The following is a 19010-nucleotide window of genomic DNA, read 5'->3' as shown; positions in this document are numbered from 1 at the left end:
CCGGAAAGCAGTCTGCTCGTCCGGGGCGTTGCATTGTACAAAGTCTGGCGCAGGGATGCCACGTCTGGACGCGGCATTTACGAAAATAATGTGTAAACGAAACCGTTAAATTAACGGGTGCGTGGACACACTTCGCCTTCTGCGAAGAAGAAAGCGATTTCGCGTGCAGCAGATTCAACAGAGTCAGAACCGTGGGTACCGTTCTCGGTGAAGCTGTCCGCATAGTCAGCGCGCAGAGTACCTGCCAGCGCGTTGTCCGGGTTGGTTGCGCCCAGCAGGTCACGGTGACGCTGTACTGCGTTTTCGCCTTCCAGCACGGATACCACGATTGGACCGGAGGTCATGAACTCAACCAGGCCGTCAAAGAATGGGCGACCTTCGTGCTCAGCGTAGAAACCGCGAGCCTGCTCAACGGTCAGGTGCAGCATTTTGGTGCCAACAATTTTGAACCCTGCAGATTCAAAGCGAGCGAAGATGCTGCCAATAACGTTTTTTGCCACCGCGTTTGGTTTGATGATGGAAAAAGTACGTTCAATAGCCATGATAACCTCTGTCAATGTTCTGTTGTTTTGCATACCTGAGTATGGTGTGGCGCGGATTATAATGAGCAATAGCGCCATTGCCTATGGATTCAGGTAACATTTTTTTAAAATAAGACGAGTTTTAGCAACAGCTCACATCAGAAAGCTATTTTCAGGTCACTGCAACGTAAAATTCACCGTCGCGACCTGACCGGTCTCATCCATAACGAGTAACTGATAATCGCCCGATTTATCAAGCTGTAATGTGTAAACTCTTCCCTTCACATTCAGCGGTTCACCGTTCAAAAACCACCAGCGCTCGCCGCTATTGCCGGTCGCCTGAAGCGGCAGCGAAACGCGGGATTCCCCCGGCAGACGTTTGATGACGGCCCCTTCACGCACGCCTGTCAGGATGAGTGGCGCAGGTGCGTCCTGCGATAGCGGAGGACAGGTGGTTGAGGAAGGAGGGACCCGTACCGCGCGACGCTCGGTTGCCGGCAGCCACGGCTCCAGCGGCAGCGGCCAGACATCCAGGACTTTTTCAGTTGCATCAGGGCAATCTGCCGCCACGCGTTTACCCGTTTTATCCAGCCAGACCGGGAAACGAATGCCGCGTATCCCTTCCTGTTCGGGCAATAGCAGCGTGGGCGGTTCACTCCCTTCCAGCAGCCAGGTCGACAGGCGACGCCGACAGTTTTCACTTCCTTCCGGCAGCGACTGGCCGCCCGGCCAGCAGATCACGCCCCGCCCGACGCTCTCCGGACGCGGGTCGCGCGGCAGGCGGGCTTCGTCTACCGTTGAGCGTGACTGAAGCAGGTTATTAACCTGATTTAAGAGTGGAACTGCGCTGGCGAAACCAAACTGCCCCGCTACGGGCGTGCCGTCCGGTCGTCCTGTCCAGATGCCTATTACGTAGCGGGCATTAAGACCAATCGCCCAGGCATCACGGTAACCGTAGCTGGTGCCGGTTTTCCACGCCAGCGGTGCGATCTGCGGTAACGCATTATCCGGCAGCGGCTGCGCCTCGTTCGCCAGAATACGGCGAATAATCCACGCCGAGCCTTGCGACAGCAGCGGACGTTCAATGAGCGGATCGCCCGGCTGTAACCGCAGCCTCCCCGCCTTACCGTGTCGGGCAAACGCGCTGTAGGCCGCTGTGATATCCGCCAGCCGGGCGCCTGCCCCTCCGAGGATCAGGGACAGATTTGGCTGCGCCCCCGCAGGCAGGATCAGCGGCAAGCCTGCGTTGCTCAACATCCCGGCAAAACGTTTTGGCCCGTAGGCTTCCAGTACCTGTACCGCGGGCAGGTTGAGGGAGCGCACCAGCGCTTCACTCATGCTGACCGGTCCGTGGAACCCACTGTCAAAATTCCCGGGGCGATAATCACCGGTTTTTCTGGGAACGTCCTGGAGCAGCGAGGCGGGATGGATCAGGCCATCGTCCAGTGCCATACCGTAAATAAAGGGCTTTAACACCGATCCCGGGGATCGGATCGCATTGACCATATCCACGTGGCTAAAACGCGTGTCATCGTTAATATCCACCGACCCGACCCAGCCGCGCACTTTCATATCGGTATGATCCACGACGATCATCGCCAGCGAGCTTCGTGCCGGCAGGCGAGATTTCCAGTTCATCGCCAGCTCTTCCAGCTGCCGCTGCAGTCCGGCATCCAGCGTGGTGACAATTTTTGCGTCGCGGCTTTTGCCGAGCATCATGCGCGCAAAGAGCGGCGCCAGCTGCGGCATCTGTCGGGGCGCCAGCCATACCGATTCTTCCCGTGATTCTTTAACCTGCTTCGCGGACCAGACGCCCTGCGTTACCATGCGGTCGAGCACTTTGTTGCGCGCTGCCTCGGCCCGTTCAGGCCAGCGGTCCGGACGTAAGCGGCTGGGTGCCTGCGGCAGTACCGCCAGCAGCGCCGCTTCGGAATAGCTGAGCTGCGACGGCGGTTTGCCGAGATAGGTCCAGCTTGCCGCCCCGACGCCCTGCAGCGTGCCGCCAAACGGAGCGCGGTTGAGGTAAAGGGTGAGAATGTCGCGTTTGGAAAGATGCCACTCCAGCTGCATCGCCCGCCAGAGCTGACGAACTTTGCCGCCAAAGGTGCGCGGATGCGGGTCCAGCAGGCGTGCCACCTGCATGGTGAGCGTGCTTCCACCAGAGACGACTTTGCCAGAACTGAGATCCTGCCAGGCAGCGCGCAGGACAGAGAGCGGGTTTACGCCTGGGTGATCCCAGAACCAGCGATCTTCATACTGGATCAGCGCCTCAAGGTAGCGGGGAGAGACCTCTTCAATGGTAACCGGGTAGCGCCAGATCCCGTCGCTATCGGCAAAACGCCAGAGCGGCGTGCCCTTCTCATCTACCACCACCCGGGCGGGATTAACCTCTTTCAGAGGCAACGGCCACAGGCGGTCGGCGGCGACAATCAGCCCCCATAAAACGAGAAGCGCTCCCGCCAGCCATAGCCAGCGGGAGCGTGTCAGACGTGCCATTTGCATATTACGGAACAACAATCAGCGGGCCGCTGGCCGCCCCCGTTGCCCGCCACTGCGGAACGTACATAGACTCCACCATCGGGACCGGCACCTGATAGGTTCCCGGCGTCACGGCACGGGCCAGATAGACCAGCGTGACCGGCTGACCTTCGTTTACCGGCACGGCAGCCACAAAGCGGTCGTCGCGGAACTCCATATGCTGAATATCCGCCTGCTGCATCTGGCTGAGCAGGTTCTGTACCTCACTGCCGCTGTCCTGCAGGCTGGCGCTGCTGCTCGCCAGGTTCTGGTTTTCCAGCTCCAGACCCGCAGGGAGCAGATCCACCACCAGCGCATCCGGCACATTCTGGCTGGCTTTAACGTCCAGCCACACCAGCACCAGTTCGCCGCTCTTCAGCGAAGAGAGCGATTTACTGCTGCCGTCGGTTGCCAGGATATGACGTTCCACCTGCAGCACGTTCGCGCTCGGCTGAGGGGCATATTCCGGATAACCGGTGCTGTCCAGGCGTACCCACAGCGGCGCTGTACCGGTGTTAGTCACCTGCAGCGCGCCAAGCTGGTCGCCGCTCACGTTTTGCACCAGTGACTTATCGCCGCCTGATGCGGTCTCAGACAGCGAAGTTTTCGCCTGCCACGCACCAGACAGGGTTTGCAGCGAGCGTCCGGCCAGGAACAGCGCATTGCTCTCCTGCGTTGACAGCCAGCGCTGGCTGAAGGCCTGTTCAGACAGAGCATTCAGCAGCGTATTTTGCGCATCTGGCAGCAGCTTGTACTCCTCAAGAAGAGAGAGCATCAGCGCGTTATCGCGAAGCTGGCTGCCGTAATCGGCCATCCAGTTTTTGCTGTCGTTGCGCGGGGTTTTGAGCGCCAGATCCAGCGCCTGCTGGCTGCGCGGCGCATCGCCCATCAGTTTGAGCGCCATGCCCAGCTGCATCAGCGGAAGTCCGGAAGCCGCCTGCCCGTGGCGATCCCAGATTTCACGCAGCGCGCCCAGCGGCGCTTTTTGCTGACGTGCCAGCACCAGCGCGGCATAGGCCTGCACGGCAAACTTGCTGGCCTGAGTATCGTCGCTGTAGCGAATGGACATCATGCCCGGATCCTGCAGGTAGCGCAGCAGGCGGTTATTGGCGTTATTCACCGCATCGACGGGTACGCTGTAACCCTGCTCGCCCGCGCGCACCAGGAAGTCGGTCACGTAGGCCGTCAGCCAGTACTCTTCCGGACCGTTTTTATCCCATAGCGCAAAACCACCGTCTTCACGCTGCATCTGCAGCAGACGGGAGATGCCAATATCAATCGCTGCACGGCGCTTGTCATCGGTGTCGCCCTTGATGCCAAGTGCAGTCAGCTGCGCCGCGTTGGTGTAGAGCGACGGGAACAGGCCACTGGTGGTCTGTTCCAGGCAGCCATACGGGTACGCCTGCAGTTCGCGAATATAGCGCGCCAGGTTAAGCGGTGGTTTGCCGCTCAGCAGCAGTTGTCCCTGCAGGGTAGCAGGAGAGAAACCGTTACTATGCTGCGCCGGTGCGGTCCAGGACTCACCGGGGTTCAGCATGGCACCGGTATTCACCGTCTGCGCCGGGAATGCCGGCCGCACGCCGATTTTCCAGCTCTTCTGCTGCGGTGCGAAAGTCTCGCCCGGAAGTTGCAGGCCCGTAACCTGTGCTGTCACCTCACCATCACCATAACCGTCCAGCGCCCGCACCGGAATAAACAGGGTACTGCGCGCGCCAGGAGACAACTGAACCGGCTGCGGCTGCGAGCCTTCCAGCGACAGTTTTCCTGTCGCGGTCAGGGCGACGTTCAGCGTTTGCGGCATGTCCGTCAGGTTGGTGAGGTCCAGCGTCAGCCGTGAGGTGTCCCCGCTTGCCAGGAAGCGCGGCGTGTTAAGCTCGGTAATGACCGGCGCAGCCACCACAACCTTGCTTTCGCTGCTGCCGAAATCGTCTTCCGTCCAGGCCTGCGCCATCAGACGCAGCTCGCCGTTGAAATCACCAATCGGCAGCGTAATCGTGCCTTCTCCGTTGGCATCCAGCGTAACCGGCTGTGCCTGCTGGGCAATAATGGTGACGTGGTTCACCGGCGGCTTACCGCCGCGCTTCAGCTCATCACCGTCACCACCAAAGCGCAGCGCGGCCAGGCGGCCCTGCCCTTCGATGACCTGGCCGTAGATATCGTAGATATCCGCGCCGTAGCGTTTCTGACCGAAGAAAGCCTGCCACGGATCGGGCGTAACGTAATCGGTGATGTTCAGCACGCCGCTGTCAACCGCCGAGACCAGTACGTTCACTTTCTGCGGAACCGCACCCTCTTTCACGCTGGCTTTCACCTTCACAGAGAGCGTCTGGTTTGGACGCATTTTCTGCGGGTTATCGAGCGCAATGTTCAGACGACGATTTTCATCGCCCATCGGCAGATGCAGCAGGCCGACCGCGCGTTTCGGCGTGGCGGATTTCGATTTATCCCCAGGACGAACCACCAGCGTACTCAGGTAGAGATCGTGACGTTTCCAGGCTTTGTCGACCGGGATAGCGAGATCAAGCCCGTTTGCCGGGACGTCGATCTCTTTCCACCACAGCGGCCCTTCGCTGGACTCGATCATCGCATAGCCCTTACCTGCTGCCGGCGCTGCAATGTGCAGGTTAATGGTATCGCCTGGCTGATAGGCTGGCTTATCCAGTTTCAGCGTCACGCGGTCAGGACGTGCAGCCCCGGTGCCGTCGCTGTTATCCTGCCAGCTGTAGCCTGCCCAGAAGCGCACGCTGCTGACCATCTCATCAGGCGCTTTAACCTCCAGACGGTATGAGCCCCACTCCACCGGGAAGGTGACTTTACCCGTCTCGTCGGCCTTGAGAGTCAGCTCCTGCTCGCCTTCAACCAGATCTTTTTGATCGAACTGAGACTGCCAGCCTTCGCTCTCAGACCAGTTCCAGAAGTAGTCGCGGCGCTCACGGATCAGGCGTACCTGTAAACCGGAAACCGCCTTTTTCGCTCCGCTGGCATCGGCATAAACGATGTCGAAGCTGGCGTTGCCGTTCTCGTCAACAATCGGTTGGTTGACGGTGGTATCGGTGCGGTAGTCGTAAACGGCTTTACTGGCGAACTGAGGGCGGATACCCGGCAGCTCAGCCGCTGGCCAGATGGCCTGCTCAGCGCGACGCGTCACCGGACGGCCGCCCGACTCCAGCAGGCTGGCCTGCAGGATCAGCTGCAGCGGAGAGTGGACCTCTTTCCACTGGCTTTCGGTAGAAACCTGCCCACGCCCCTGCTCATCCAGCGTAAGCTGAACTTCATCCAGACTGCGGCTCAGGTTCTCCTCCGCGATATCGCCAAACTGGAAGCCCGGCAGCGCAGCCACCGCGTCACGCAGCGGACGCAGGAAAAGCTGGCCCTGCAGAGAATTACCGTTGGCCGGTGCGCCATACAGGTAATAGCCCACCACGTTAAAGTCCACGTTATCCTGCGGTGAAACCGGCGATTTTTCTCCGCTCAGGTTCAATGCCATACGCTCGGGCATGAAGTCTTCGACGTGGAAGTCCCACAGGCGCTGCAGGTTATCGCCCGTGTTGGCACGGATATGCCACATACCGGTCTGCGCTCCGCTGTCCAGCGGATAGTTAAAGCGATAGAGCCCATTCTCTGGCTTGACGACAATCGTACACGCAACCTGTCCATCCGGGCGCAGCACGTCAAGCTTCACGGGCTGATCGGGAAGCGGCTTACCGTCACTGTCGCGCAGTAAGCCGTTGAGGATCACCGTTTCACCCGGACGATAGAGATCGCGCGGGCCAAACATGAAGAATTGCTTGCTGTAGCCGGGGCTACCGGCAATATCGAACTCCGCCAGATCCAGCGCCGGAAGCTTGAGGTCAAGCAGCGTGGTCTGGCCGTCTTTGCTCGCCAGAATCAGCGCGGCTTCTTTGTCCGTTTCAAGCTTCGCATGACCGTCGGCATCGCTCTTCGCCTCGGCGAGAGTCTGGCCTTTATCGTTCAGCAGCGTGACGGTCACGCCGGACTGCGCCGCACCGTTTTCCAGACTCTGAGTGAAAATATCCAGGCGGTTATGGTAACGGTGAGCGGACAGGCCAATATCGCTTAGGGTAAAGAGCGTTGCGGCATTGCTGTAGTTATAGTGCCCAGCCTGGTTCATGACCGCGATATAAACGCCAGACTGCTGGAGCGGTTTAATATCCTTCAGGGGCAACAGCAATTTTTCGCGCGTGTTGCGCGCCGGATTAAGATCGAATCGACCGGTGTAAACCAGCTCCGCCATCTTCAGCAGGTTATCGGATTCCCAGTTGGTCAGCGAGTTACGGTACTCCCACTGGCTGACAAGGGAGGCCAGCGATTCCGGCTTCACGCGGTAAAAGTTGACATCAACATTGTTGACGTTGAGCGCCATCACCGGCAGACCTTCCACCACCTTGCCCGGCAGCAGCGAGCCGCGGCTGGCAAAACCAACGGTGGGTTCAATGTCCCGGGTGGTCAGGGCTTTTTCATAATCAATTCCGAACGTCGCCTTGTTCAGCGCCTGCAGGTCACGTTCAACGGTGACGACCAGGTTGCGGTTAGGCTCCAGATGACGCAGGCGAAGCTCTTTCAGGTTAGGCGCAAGTTCCCACGCCCCGTCAACCTTGCCGCTTTTCTTGTCCACGACATGCACCGTTTTGGCGAAATCCTGATCGGGATTCAGCGGAACAGAAAAGGTCAGCACCAGCGTGGCGGCACCGTCGAGCTGAACTTCTGAGGTATCCAGCAACGTCAGCGCTTTTCCCTGAGTCTGGGCAGCCAGTTTAGCCAGCGTTTCAGCATTGGGCTTTTCTGCAGCTTTCGGTGTGGATGCGGTGGATGCCGCGGGAGCCGCAGCCTGAGTTTTATCGTCGCTGTTATCACAGCCGACAAGCGTAAACGTGGTGAGCAGCGCAAGAGAGAGCGCGGCTAAGCGAAACGGTTTCATCCTTTGTCCCTGGCCCATGGAGCCTGTTGGTCGTCGTCCGGATAAGTATTATCCGCAAGTTTCATTAATTCAAAAAGGCCAATTTTAAAATCTGGAAAGCGTCTCGCAGAACGGCATCACGCCGCTACGCCGTGATGGAACCGCGATCACAGCACATAACGTCACATGTTACCTTTCAAGTCATTTGTTTTTAAAACAAGAAGATAGCTGGCTAAGCTCGCCCGAAGGCTGCTAGTTTTATGACCATGACGCACCCCGAGTGCGCGGTTCAAAAAGAGAGAAAGCCATGAAACGAGCCGTGAACGCCCTACAAAATTTCGGAAAATCATTGTACGGACCGGTACTTATCTTACCGATCGTCGGTCTGTTTATCGCCTTTGGTAACGTTCTGGGTAACGGTAATCTCGCTGAATACCTGCCGTTTCTGGGCCATCCGCTGATTCAGCACCTTGGTCAGCTTATCGCGAAATCTGCCGTGTCGGTGCTGGTCAACCTGGCGCTGGTGTTTGCCGTCGGGATCCCGATTGGTCTGGCGACGCGTGATAAAGGCTATGCCGCGCTGATTGGTCTGGTGACCTTCGTCGTGTTCATCAACGCCATGAACGTCACGCTACAGCTGCAGGGCGCGCTGGCGCCAGCGGCCCAGATGAAAGCGGCCGGGCAGACCATGGTACTGGGCGTGCAGGTGCTGGAGATGGGCGTTTTTGCCGGGATCCTGACCGGGGCGCTCTCCGGATATCTGTACAACAAATACTCCAGCGTACAGTTTAACGGCGCGATGGCGATTTACTCCGGCCACTGTTTTGTCGCCATCGTCATGCTTCCCGTCTCCATGCTGCTCGGCGTGGTGATGAGTGAGCTGTGGCCGTATGCCCAGCACGGCATTAGCGCCCTGGCGCTGGCCATCAAAGGCTCCGGGCCGTTGGGCGTGGCAATCTACGGTTTCCTGGAACGTATTCTGGTCCCCACCGGCCTGCACCATCTGGTTTATACCCCGTTCCTCTATACCGAGCTGGGCGGCACGCAGGAGGTGTGCGGCGCAACCTATCAGGGCGCACGCAATATCTATTTCGCCGAGATGGCCTGCCCGGACGTGAAACAGCTCAGCAGCACCGTGGTGTGGGACGCGCGCGGCATCAGCAAGATGTTCGGCCTGCCTGCCGCAGCCCTGGCGATGTACGTGACCGCAAAGCCGGAGCGTAAAGCCATTGCGAAAGCCATTCTGATCCCGGCGGCGCTGACCTCGCTGCTGGTCGGCGTGACCGAGCCGATTGAGTTCTCCTTCCTGTTCGTCGCTCCGCTGCTCTTCGTGGTGCACGCGGTGCTGACCGGCATCGGCATGATGCTGTTCTCGCTGCTGGGCGTTCACGCCATCGGCGCCAACGGGATTATTGACTTCATCCTCTACAACCTGCCGCTCGGCACGGAGAAGTCCAACTGGCCGATGTACATCGTGGTCGGGCTGATCATGTTCGCCCTCTACTTCGTGGTGTTCCGCTTCCTGATCCTGCGCTTCAACATGAAAACGCCGGGCCGTGAGGATGACGATCGGGAGACGCGCCTCTACAGCAAGCAGGAGTACCAGGCGAAGGGCAATAACGACGGGCTGGGCGAATCCATCGTGACGGGTCTGGGCGGCCGGGAAAACATTGAGGTGGTGGACAACTGCTACACCCGCTTACGCGTCACGGTGAAGGACGTCGCCATTATCGACGAGCCGCGGCTCAAGGCGACCGGCGCGAAAGGGATTATCAAACAAGGTAACAACGTTCAGGTGGTCTACGGGCTGCACGTCAAAAAAATGCGAGAAGCCGTTGAGACGTTTCTCTGAAAGGAGCTAAAGATGTTTACACCCCCATTTATTCTGTCGATTGCCGGCGGCGGTAGCACCTACACGCCGGGCATTGTGAAAAGCCTGATGGTGCGCCTGCAGGATTTCCCGCTGGCCGAAATCCGCCTTTATGACATCGACGAGGCGCGCCAGAACACCATTGCGCCCGTCGTCGAAAAGGTCATTCGCGACCACAGCCAGAGCATCAAGTTCACCGTCACCAGTGACCCGGAAGTGGCGTTCAGCGGCGCGCATTTCGTCTTCGCCCAGATGCGCGTCGGCCAGTACAAGATGCGCGAGCAGGATGAGAAGATCCCGCTGCGCCACGGCGTGGTCGGCCAGGAAACGTGCGGGCCCGGTGGCCTGGCCTACGGACTGCGCACGATCCTGCCGATGGTGGAGCTTATCGATCTGGTCGATCGCTACGCGCACGAAAAAGCCTGGATCGTGAACTACTCCAACCCGGCGGCGATCGTCGCGGAGGGCGTGCGGCGGCTGCGGCCAAATGCGCGGGTGCTGAACATCTGCGATATGCCTGTCGCCGCGATGCGCAATATGGGGGCGATTCTGGGTGTCGATCGCCGCAGGCTGGAGGTGGACTACTTCGGCCTGAACCACTTCGGCTGGTTTACCCGCGTGCTGGTGGACGGCGAAGACAAGCTTCCCGAACTGCGTAAACATATCGCGAAGTTTGGCCTGCTGACGGAAGATGCGGCTAAAACCGATCCGCAGCATTCCGATCCATCATGGGTCAAAACCTGGCGCAACATTAAGCCGATCATGGACAACTTCCCGGAGTATCTGCCGAACCCGTATCTGCAGTACTACCTGATGCCGAACCAGATCGTGGAGCATCAGAACCCGGACTATACCCGCGCCAATGAAGTGATGGACGGGCGCGAGAAAAAGCTGTTCGCCGCTGCCGAAGAATACAAGCGCACCGGGATCCTGCCGGACGCCTTCCACGTAGGCGTCCACGGCGAGTTTATCGTCGATGTCGCCTGCTCGCTGGCCTTTAACCTGCGGAGCCGCCATCTGGTGATGGTGGAAAACCGCGGGGCGATTACCAACCTGCCTTACGATGCCGTGGTGGAGGTGCCCGCTTATATCACCTCCGAAGGCCCGGAACCGATTCGCGTCGGTCAGGTGCCGCTGTTCCATCAGACCCTTTTGCAACAGCAGCTCGCCTCTGAACAACTGCTGGTGGAGGCCACCATCGAGGGCAGCTATGAGAAAGCCCTGCAGGCGTTTACCCTCAACCGCACCGTGCCGACCATGGAACACGCGAAAGCGATTCTGGATGAGATGATCGAGGCCAACCGCGACTACTGGCCTGCGCTGCAAAAAGCCTGGCAGGACGGCGAAACGGTGAAAAAATAGGGGCTTGCTCGCGAGTTGAACGTGGTTTGCTTGTCGGTGTCAGAAAAAACACCGACAATCCTTTTTTACGGAAAAGAATGGAGGCAACCCATGTCCACCTCATATTTTGTCGCCGCCGACTGGCTGATTGAGCACGGTGACGATCCGGAAGTTCAGATTATTGACGCGCGTATGGCCCCGGCCGGGCAGGAACACCTTCGCGATATGGTCGCGGAATACCGTGCCGGACATCTGCCTGGCGCGGTATTTTTTGATATCGAAGCCCTCTCCGATCACAACTCTCCCCTGCCGCACATGCTGCCGCGCCCGGAAGCGTTTTCTGTGGCGATGCGCGAGCTGGGCGTCAGCAAAGACAAACACCTCGTTGTTTATGATGAAGGTAACCTCTTCTCCGCACCGCGCGCGTGGTGGATGCTGAAGAACTTCGGCGTGGAAAAAGTCTCTATTCTGGCGGGCGGGCTGGCGGGCTGGAAGCGCGACGAGCTGCCGCTCCAGCAGGGTGACGTGACGCTGCCGGAAGGCGAGTTCGACGCCACGTTCGACGCGCACATGGTGAAACGCCTGACCGACGTGCTGGTCGTGAGTCATGAAAAAACGGCGCAAATCGTCGATGCCCGTCCTGCACCGCGCTTCAATGCCGAAGCGGATGAACCGCGTCCGGGGCTGAAGCGCGGACATATTCCGGGGGCGCTGAACGTGCCGTGGGGCGAGCTGGTGTTTGAGGGCGAGCTGAAAACCACCGACGAGCTGCGGGCCATTTTTGACCGTGCTGGCGTGGATTTACATCGTCCGATTATTGCCAGCTGCGGCTCCGGCGTAACGGCCTGCGTGGTGATCCTGGCGCTCGCCACGCTCGGCGCGAACGACGTCACGCTCTACGACGGCGCCTGGAGCGAATGGGGTGCGCGGGACGATCTGCCGGTTGAACCCGCGAAATAATGGATAACCGCCTGGCCACGCTGTTAACGCGCGGGACATCGCTGACCCGCGCGGAGTATCGCGTCCTCGCCCACCTCACGGAGCACCCGCTGCTGGTGGGCAACATCACGGTACGCGAGCTGGCGCAGGCGACGTTTGTTTCTACAGCCACCATCATGCGGCTGTGTCAGAAGCTGGGGTTCAGCGGCTTTAGCGAGTTTATCTGGCACTGCAAGCAGCTGCTCTCCGACACGCCGCATATTGCCGCCCAGGGGCAGTCGCTTCCTGAACTCCCGGCGCTGTTTAATCAGTTTATCGCCAACTATCAGCACACCTTCCAGTGGGTCACGCAGGAAAAGCGCCAGCAGTTTGCCGACCTGCTGCGCCAGAAAGAGAGCTTCTTTCTCTACGGGGCCGGGTTTTCCTATCTGTTTGCGGAGTACCTGACCAAGAAGCTGCAGGTGCTGGGCAAAACGGCGTTTATCTCCGGGCCGGGGGACAGCCGGAATATTTTCCTCAGCAACGCCGCCCGCTATCAGGTGTTTATTGCCGTCTCGCGCAGCGGCGAAACGGAGCAGGTGCTGGATAAAGCGCGGATTGCCAAAAACGTCGGCATGACGATCGTCGCGTTTACCCGCGCCTCGGCCAACACGCTGGCGGGGATGGCGGACGTGCACTTTGCCCTCTATGACGAAGCGGTGCACTTCGCCGCTGAAGCCGCGGGGGTGACGTCGTTTGAGTCGAATCTGGTGCTGCTGATGGATTTACTGCTGCTGGAAGCAACGGGGTGATATTCACCCCGCCATAATCAGATGATGCGGTTAGTTTTGAGATCGCGCAGGAAGCCGCCCCAGCGACGCTCGTAGAACGGGGGGATGTGCTCGGTAATAAAGTGGCTGATGCCCTTCTCACCGTTCTTCACCTGGCAGATATCAATCGGCTCATCGCCCGGCAGCGTGTCGGTCGCCACACTTCCCGCCGCCTGAATGATTTCGTCGATATCGCCGTCCGCCTCAATACCAATCAGCAGTACCGGATGCTCGTCCGCACGCTCTTTAATGGAGCAGAGAAACGCGCGTCTAACCGGTTTCAGGGTTTTGAACAGCGTCGTCAGGGAATCAATCATCTGCGCGGGCGGCTCGGCCACTTCAGACAGCAGCAGCGTTTCGCCCCCTTCCAGCACTTCCTGGGTGCTGAGCGGGTTGCCTTCTTCACCTATCAGATGGCTGATTTCACGCGGGGTAAACTCTTTCCCGGTCGGCAGCTTCGCGTTAAGGAACAGCGTCTGGCCCAGCGTCATTTCGAACAGGGTACGCACCGGCATCACTACGAACGCCTGTTCGTCTTCTACCGCTTCCTGCAGGGCTTCCAGCGAGGTGAAGAACGGGATCACCGACGTGCCGTCGTCTTTCTCCCAGTGCAGCAGATCCAGCGCGCTGTCTTCGACAACCTGCTCACCTTCCGCCGCGGTGCCCGGCACCCAGACGGTGGATTCCAGCAGCGTGCGGAAAAATGCCGGACGGTGGGCGGGCTCGGTCGCCGCCTGCTCCAGCAGGGTTTCTAATTCGTTTTTGGTTTCGGACATAACAATTCCAGATGATGCATTTCCCCTCACCCCAGCCCTCTCCCTCAAGGGAGAGGGAGCAAACCATCCCCTCTCCCCTTGGGAGAGGGTTAGGGTGAGGGCAATAAAGATTACTCAGCCGTCAGCAGGTTCGCCACGGTACGCACGCCCAGACCGGTCGCGCCAGCGGACCACTGCTCAACCGCCGCTTTACGGTACGTTGCGGAACAGTCGATGTGCAGCCAGCCTTCGTGGTAGTTCTCAACGAAGTGGGACAGGAAGCCTGCCGCCGTGCTTGCACCCGCCGGGTACGCCGCGCTCGCGGTGTTGTTCAGCTCGGCAAAGTTGGACGGCAGCTGGCTGCGGTGGAACTCGGCCAGCGGCAGACGCCAGAACGGCTCGTTTTCCGCAGCGGCGCTTGCCAGCAGGCGAGCAGCCAGCTTGTCGTCAAAGCTGAACAGCGCGTGGTAGTCGTTACCCAGGGCGGTTTTTGCCGCGCCGGTCAGGGTCGCCATGTCGATAATCAGCTCTGGCTTCTGGGCAGACGCGTCGATCAGACCATCGGCCAGCACCAGACGGCCTTCGGCGTCGGTGTTCATCACTTCGACGTTTTTGCCGTTGCGGTAGCGAATGATGTCGCCCAGCTTGAAGGCGTTACCGCTCACCATGTTGTCCGCGCAGCACAGATACAGCTTCACGCGCTTGTTCAGACCGCGGGTAATGGCGAACGCCAGCGCGCCGGTGATGGTTGCCGCGCCGCCCATGTCGGACTTCATGGAGTCCATGAACGCGCTCTGCTTCAGGCTGTAGCCGCCGGTATCGAAGGTGATGCCTTTACCCACCAGGCAGGCAAAGACCGGCGCCGCTTTATCGCCGGTTGGGTTGTAATCCAGCGCCAGCAGGACCGGAGGACGCTCAGAACCACGGCCCACGGTGTGGATGCCCATGTAGTTCTGCTCGCGCAGGTCTTCACCTTTGGTGATGCGGTAGGACATTTTCTCGCCCGCCACGCCGCACAGCAGGTCAACCGCGCGCTGCGCCAGCTGCTCAGGACCGAGCTCTTCCGCCGGGGCGTTGATGGTGTCGCGCACCCAGTCGATGATTTGCAGGCGGCTTTCCAGCTCTTTCTGACCGGCTTCGTCGAGGTTAGCCCACTCGATTTTGCGGGTGCCTTTCGGCCCTTTGTAGCCAGCCCAGAATGCCCAGCTGCGGTCGGTATCCCAGCCTTCGCCTTCCAGGGACACATGCTTAATGCCCAGGCCGTCAATTTTGCGGGCGGCGCGCTGGATCAGGCCCAAATCATCTTTGCCCGTCAGGTGCAGGGTAATGCCGTCGTTATTAATGCTGTAGGTGGCTTTCTCGCCCCAGCGTGCGTCAGCAGGCTGATTCGAGAGCGTAATCTTCATCGCTTCGTTCATTTTATTTTTCCTTATTAGCAACTAGCAAACGGGCCGCCTGAAGGCAGCCCGTTATGTTATTTATTCTGCTTCATCTAACCAGACTAACAGAATCGCCTCCAGAATTTTTTCATTGGATGCGTTTGGATCGTCGTCGAAATCCTCTAAATCGCAGATCCACTGGTGCATGTCGGTGAATCGTACGGTCTTCGGATCGAGATTCGGGTTCGCGTCGTAGAGCGCTTCGCCGATTTCACGGCTGTCTGTCCACTTCAGTCCCATATCAATGCTCGCGTGCGTGGTTGATAGTGTAGCGTGGGAATTCCACGACCAGATCTTCATCGGTCACCGCGGCCTGGCAGCTCAGGCGGCTGTCAGGCTCCAGACCCCATGCTTTATCCAGCATGTCGTCTTCGTCTTCGGTGCTCTCGGCGAGAGAGTCGAAACCTTCACGCACGATGCAGTGGCAGGTGGTGCAGGCACAGGATTTTTCACAGGCGTGTTCCACTTCGATACCTGCACGCAGGGCAACATCGAGAATGGTTTCACCGGTCTTCGCTTCCAGAACAGCGCCATCCGGACAGAGGTCCGCATGAGGCAAAATAACAATCTTTGGCATATTAAACCTCGTCCACGGACTGGCCTTTCAGCGCGACGCGGACAGATTTGTCCATGCGGCGAGCAGCAAAGTCCTGGGTTTGTTTATCAACGTTTTTAATGGCTTCTTCTATTGCGTCAGCGTCATTGCCTTCTGCTACTGCGCTTAAATGCGCGGCAGCGTCGTCAATCACCTGGCGCTCAGCGGCGCTTAACAGCGCGGCATCGGCAGCGAGCGCGCCGTTCAGGCTCTCCAGCACGCGGGCGGCTTCAACTTTTTGTTCAGCCAGCATACGCGCCTTCACATCCTGTTCGGCGTAGCTCATTGAGTCCTGAATCATGGAGGCGATTTCGCCATCGGTCAGGCCGTAGGACGGCTTCACCTGAATGGACGATTCCACGCCGGTCGATTTTTCCATCGCCGTGACGCTCAGCAGACCGTCCGCATCCACCTGGAAGGTGACGCGAATATGCGCCCCGCCCGCAGGTAGCGCCGGGATACCGCGCAGCGCAAAGCGCGCCAGAGAGCGGCAGTCCTGCACCAGCTCGCGCTCGCCCTGCATTACGTGGATGGACATCGCGGTCTGGCCGTCTTTGAAGGTGGTGAACTCCTGCGCGCGCGCCACCGGAATGGTGGTATTACGCGGGATCACTTTCTCCACCAGGCCGCCCATGGTTTCTAACCCGAGCGACAGCGGGATGACGTCGAGCAGCAGCATTTCGCTGTCCGGCTTGTTGCCGACCAGAATATCGGCCTGGATTGCGGCGCCCACGGCAACCACTTTGTCCGGGTCGATGGAGGTCAGCGGCGTGCGGCCAAAGAATTCGCCCACGCGCTCGCGCACCAGCGGCACGCGAGTCGAACCGCCCACCATGACCACTTCCAGCACCTCGTTCGCCTCAACGCCCGCATCTTTCAGTGCGCGACGGCAGGCCAGCAGGGTGCGTTTCACCAGCGGGGCAATCAGATCGCTGAACTGGTCGCGGGCGATCTCACCCTGCCAGCCCGCAACGTTTACGGTAACCGTCTGCGCATCGCTCAGGGCGATTTTGGCGTCGATGGCCGCATCCAGCAGTTCACGCTGCACGCGCGCATCGCTGCGATCGCTGATGCCCGCCTGCTCGCGAATATAATCCGCCAGCAGATGATCGAAGTCATCGCCGCCCAGCGCGGAATCCCCGCCGGTCGCCAGCACTTCAAATACCCCGCGGCTTAAGCGCAGGATCGAGATATCAAAGGTACCGCCGCCGAGATCGTAAACCGCGATCACCCCTTCCTGACCGGAGTCGAGGCCGTAGGCAATCGCCGCCGCCGTCGGTTCGTTCAGCAGGCGCAGCACGTGCAGGCCTGCCAGACGCGCGGCGTCTTTGGTGCCCTGACGCTGTGCATCGTCAAAATAGGCCGGAACGGTGATGACTACACCGTCCAGATCGCCGCCAAGCGTTGCCGTCGCGCGCGCCGCCAGCGCTTTGAGGATGTCGGAGGAAACGCGAATCGGGTTCAGCAGACCGGCCGCGGTCGCAATCATCGGCAGGCCGTTTTCACTGGCCTGCAGCTGATACGGCAGATGCGGATAGCGGGTCTGAATATCGGCCAGCGAGCGGCCCATCATGCGCTTTACGGAGCTGATGGTGTTGGCCGGATCGCGCGCGGCGTTGGCGCGGGCGTCATAGCCGACCGCGTGACCCTGCTGCTGGTAGTGGACCACGGAAGGCAGCAGATGGCGGCCCTGCTCGTCAGCCAGCGTTTCCGCCTGGCCGCTGCGCACGGTCGCCACGAGGGAATTGGTGGTGCCCAGATCGATACCCACCGCCAGACGACGCTGGTGCGGTGCGGCACTTAAGCCAGGCTCACTAATTTGTAATAAGGCCATAATTGCTTCCGAAATTAAAAATCGAGCAGCTTTTCTTCGAGTTGTTCAGCACTGCTTCGCAGTTTATCGAGAAAACGGAGTTTGCGCACAGTGTCTGCCGCCACGTCCCAGGTCTCGTTGTTCAGTTGCTCCACCATCTGCTGATGGCGGGTATCGAACATGCCCTTCACGCGCGTGATGAAGCTTTCCAGACGCGCTTCGTCTTTGGCCTGTTCAATCTCATCCAGCTCTTCGCGAAGCTCCAGCTGTTCCATCAGAAAAGCGGTGTCGCGTACGGTATGCTGTTCGCTCGCCAGATCGAAACCGTGGAGCGAGAGCAGATATTCTGCACGCGCCAGCGGATGGCGCAGCGTCTGCCAGGCCTGGTTGATGGTCGCAGAGTGCGATACCGCGGCCAGCTGTTCTGCCTGAGTACCACTGGCGAATTTATCCGGGTGATACTGACGCTGAAGATCCTGAAAACGAATCGTCAGCGCCTGGAGATCAATCGGGTATTGAGCGGGTAGTCCGAAGAGAGTGAAGTAATCCATAACAATCTCAGGGGTAGCCTGTTAGAAGAAACCCCACGCGCAGCAGAGCCACGGTGGGGTTATACCTTCTTACTTCGCGCTGCAGATGCGTTGTCTGCGCTCGTTCACCCCAGTCACTTACTTAAGTAAGCTCCCGGGGATTCACTCGCTTGCCGCCTTTCTGCAACGCGAATTAATCGGTATAACAGCGGAACGCGGTTAAACGTGGAAGCTTTCGCCGCAACCACACTCGTCTTTGACGTTCGGGTTCGTGAACTTGAACCCTTCGTTCAGGCCTTCTTTGACGAAGTCCAGCTGAGTGCCGTTGAGGAATTGCAGGCTTTTGCCATCGACCACCACCTTCACGCCCTTGTCTTCAAACACGGTGTCGTCAGACGCCGGCTCGTCAACAAACTCCAGTACGTAAGCCATACCAGAACAGCCGGAGGTACGTACGCCCAGTCGCAGGCCAAAGCCTTTACCACGGTTCGCCAGAAAAGAGCTTACTCGCGCGGCAGCGCTGTCGCTAAGGGTAATCGACATACTCAAACCTCAATTATTTTGCTTCACGTTTGCTTTTGTAATCCGCAATGGCGGCTTTGATCGCGTCTTCTGCCAGAATTGAACAGTGAATTTTCACCGGTGGCAGTTCGAGTTCTTCAGCAATATCCGTGTTCTTGATTGCCTGTGCTTCGTCCAGAGACTTGCCCTTCACCCATTCGGTAACCAGGGAGCTGGACGCGATAGCAGAACCGCAGCCGTAGGTCTTGAAGCGCGCGTCTTCAATGATACCTTCATTGTTGACTTTAATCTGCAACTTCATCACGTCGCCACACGCCGGTGCGCCAACCATGCCGCTACCGACAGATTCGTCGCTGTTGTCAAAAGAGCCAACGTTGCGCGGGTTTTCGTAATGATCGATGACTTTTTCGCTGTATGCCATGATTGAATTCTCCTTATGTA

At 59.1% G+C, this 19010-nt stretch carries 15 protein-coding genes; 4 read left to right on the top strand and 11 right to left on the bottom strand.

Annotated features, from left to right (window positions below):
• Positions 1–110: 110 nt before the first annotated feature.
• From ndk to AC27FC_RS16135, 3 genes are all read right to left on the bottom strand, one after another.
• On the bottom strand, positions 111–542 hold the full coding sequence (gene ndk / locus AC27FC_RS16145; protein WP_003860625.1) for a nucleoside-diphosphate kinase: 432 nt from the start codon (positions 540–542) through the stop codon (positions 111–113).
• Positions 543–698: 156 nt separating this feature from the next.
• The gene (pbpC, locus tag AC27FC_RS16140; protein WP_196354973.1) at positions 699–3023 is read right to left on the bottom strand and encodes a peptidoglycan glycosyltransferase PbpC; all 2325 of its coding nucleotides are present in this window, start codon (positions 3021–3023) and stop codon (positions 699–701) included.
• A 1-nt stretch (position 3024) separates the two neighbouring features.
• Positions 3025–7977, bottom strand: a complete 4953-nt coding sequence (locus AC27FC_RS16135) for an alpha-2-macroglobulin family protein (protein ID WP_487160242.1) — start codon at positions 7975–7977, stop codon at positions 3025–3027.
• A gap of 286 nt (positions 7978–8263) precedes the next feature.
• On the opposite strand from AC27FC_RS16135, the gene AC27FC_RS16130 reads away from it, so the two are divergent.
• From AC27FC_RS16130 to AC27FC_RS16115, 4 genes are all read left to right on the top strand, one after another.
• Positions 8264–9808 (top strand): PTS transporter subunit EIIC, encoded by a 1545-nt coding sequence (locus AC27FC_RS16130; RefSeq protein WP_058841758.1) that lies wholly within the window; start codon positions 8264–8266, stop codon positions 9806–9808.
• Positions 9809–9820: 12 nt separating this feature from the next.
• Positions 9821–11188 carry a 6-phospho-alpha-glucosidase gene (locus AC27FC_RS16125; protein ID WP_045888293.1) on the top strand — a complete coding sequence of 456 codons (1368 nt, stop codon included), beginning with the start codon at positions 9821–9823 and terminating at the stop codon, positions 11186–11188.
• Between the two features lie 90 nt (positions 11189–11278).
• A complete protein-coding gene (sseA, locus tag AC27FC_RS16120) occupies positions 11279–12127 on the top strand; it encodes a 3-mercaptopyruvate sulfurtransferase (protein ID WP_064673764.1) in 849 nt (282 codons plus the stop codon).
• Positions 12127–12897, top strand: coding sequence for a MurR/RpiR family transcriptional regulator (locus AC27FC_RS16115; protein ID WP_064673765.1), 771 nt, complete (start codon positions 12127–12129; stop codon positions 12895–12897). The genes sseA and AC27FC_RS16115 overlap by 1 nt, the downstream gene beginning before the upstream one ends.
• A gap of 17 nt (positions 12898–12914) precedes the next feature.
• On the opposite strand, the gene sseB is transcribed toward AC27FC_RS16115, so the two are convergent.
• From sseB to iscU, 8 genes are all read right to left on the bottom strand, one after another.
• Positions 12915–13691, bottom strand: coding sequence for an enhanced serine sensitivity protein SseB (gene sseB, locus AC27FC_RS16110; protein ID WP_196354975.1), 777 nt, complete (start codon positions 13689–13691; stop codon positions 12915–12917).
• 110 nt (positions 13692–13801) lie between these two features.
• Positions 13802–15088: an aminopeptidase PepB gene (gene pepB, locus AC27FC_RS16105; RefSeq protein WP_096150450.1), complete on the bottom strand. Its 1287-nt coding sequence runs from the start codon at positions 15086–15088 to the stop codon at positions 13802–13804.
• A 60-nt stretch (positions 15089–15148) separates the two neighbouring features.
• The gene (iscX, locus tag AC27FC_RS16100; RefSeq protein WP_094934611.1) at positions 15149–15349 is read right to left on the bottom strand and encodes a Fe-S cluster assembly protein IscX; all 201 of its coding nucleotides are present in this window, start codon (positions 15347–15349) and stop codon (positions 15149–15151) included.
• Position 15350: 1 nt separating this feature from the next.
• Entirely contained in the window at positions 15351–15686 is a 336-nt protein-coding gene (gene fdx, locus AC27FC_RS16095) for an ISC system 2Fe-2S type ferredoxin (protein WP_003860652.1), read from the bottom strand.
• Position 15687: 1 nt separating this feature from the next.
• Positions 15688–17538 (bottom strand): Fe-S protein assembly chaperone HscA, encoded by a 1851-nt coding sequence (gene hscA, locus AC27FC_RS16090; RefSeq protein WP_033146222.1) that lies wholly within the window; start codon positions 17536–17538, stop codon positions 15688–15690.
• Between the two features lie 14 nt (positions 17539–17552).
• Positions 17553–18068, bottom strand: coding sequence for a co-chaperone HscB (hscB, locus tag AC27FC_RS16085; RefSeq protein ID WP_024908642.1), 516 nt, complete (start codon positions 18066–18068; stop codon positions 17553–17555).
• A gap of 198 nt (positions 18069–18266) precedes the next feature.
• On the bottom strand, positions 18267–18590 hold the full coding sequence (gene iscA, locus AC27FC_RS16080; protein ID WP_003860659.1) for an iron-sulfur cluster assembly protein IscA: 324 nt from the start codon (positions 18588–18590) through the stop codon (positions 18267–18269).
• Positions 18591–18603: 13 nt separating this feature from the next.
• Positions 18604–18990, bottom strand: a complete 387-nt coding sequence (gene iscU / locus AC27FC_RS16075) for a Fe-S cluster assembly scaffold IscU (protein ID WP_003860661.1) — start codon at positions 18988–18990, stop codon at positions 18604–18606.
• Positions 18991–19010: the final 20 nt, after the last annotated feature.

It is taken from the genome of Enterobacter sp. C3_dUdeg, assembly GCF_057536195.1.
The sequence above is the reverse complement of the archived record's forward strand: the minus strand, read 5'-3'. Positions and strand labels throughout refer to the sequence as shown.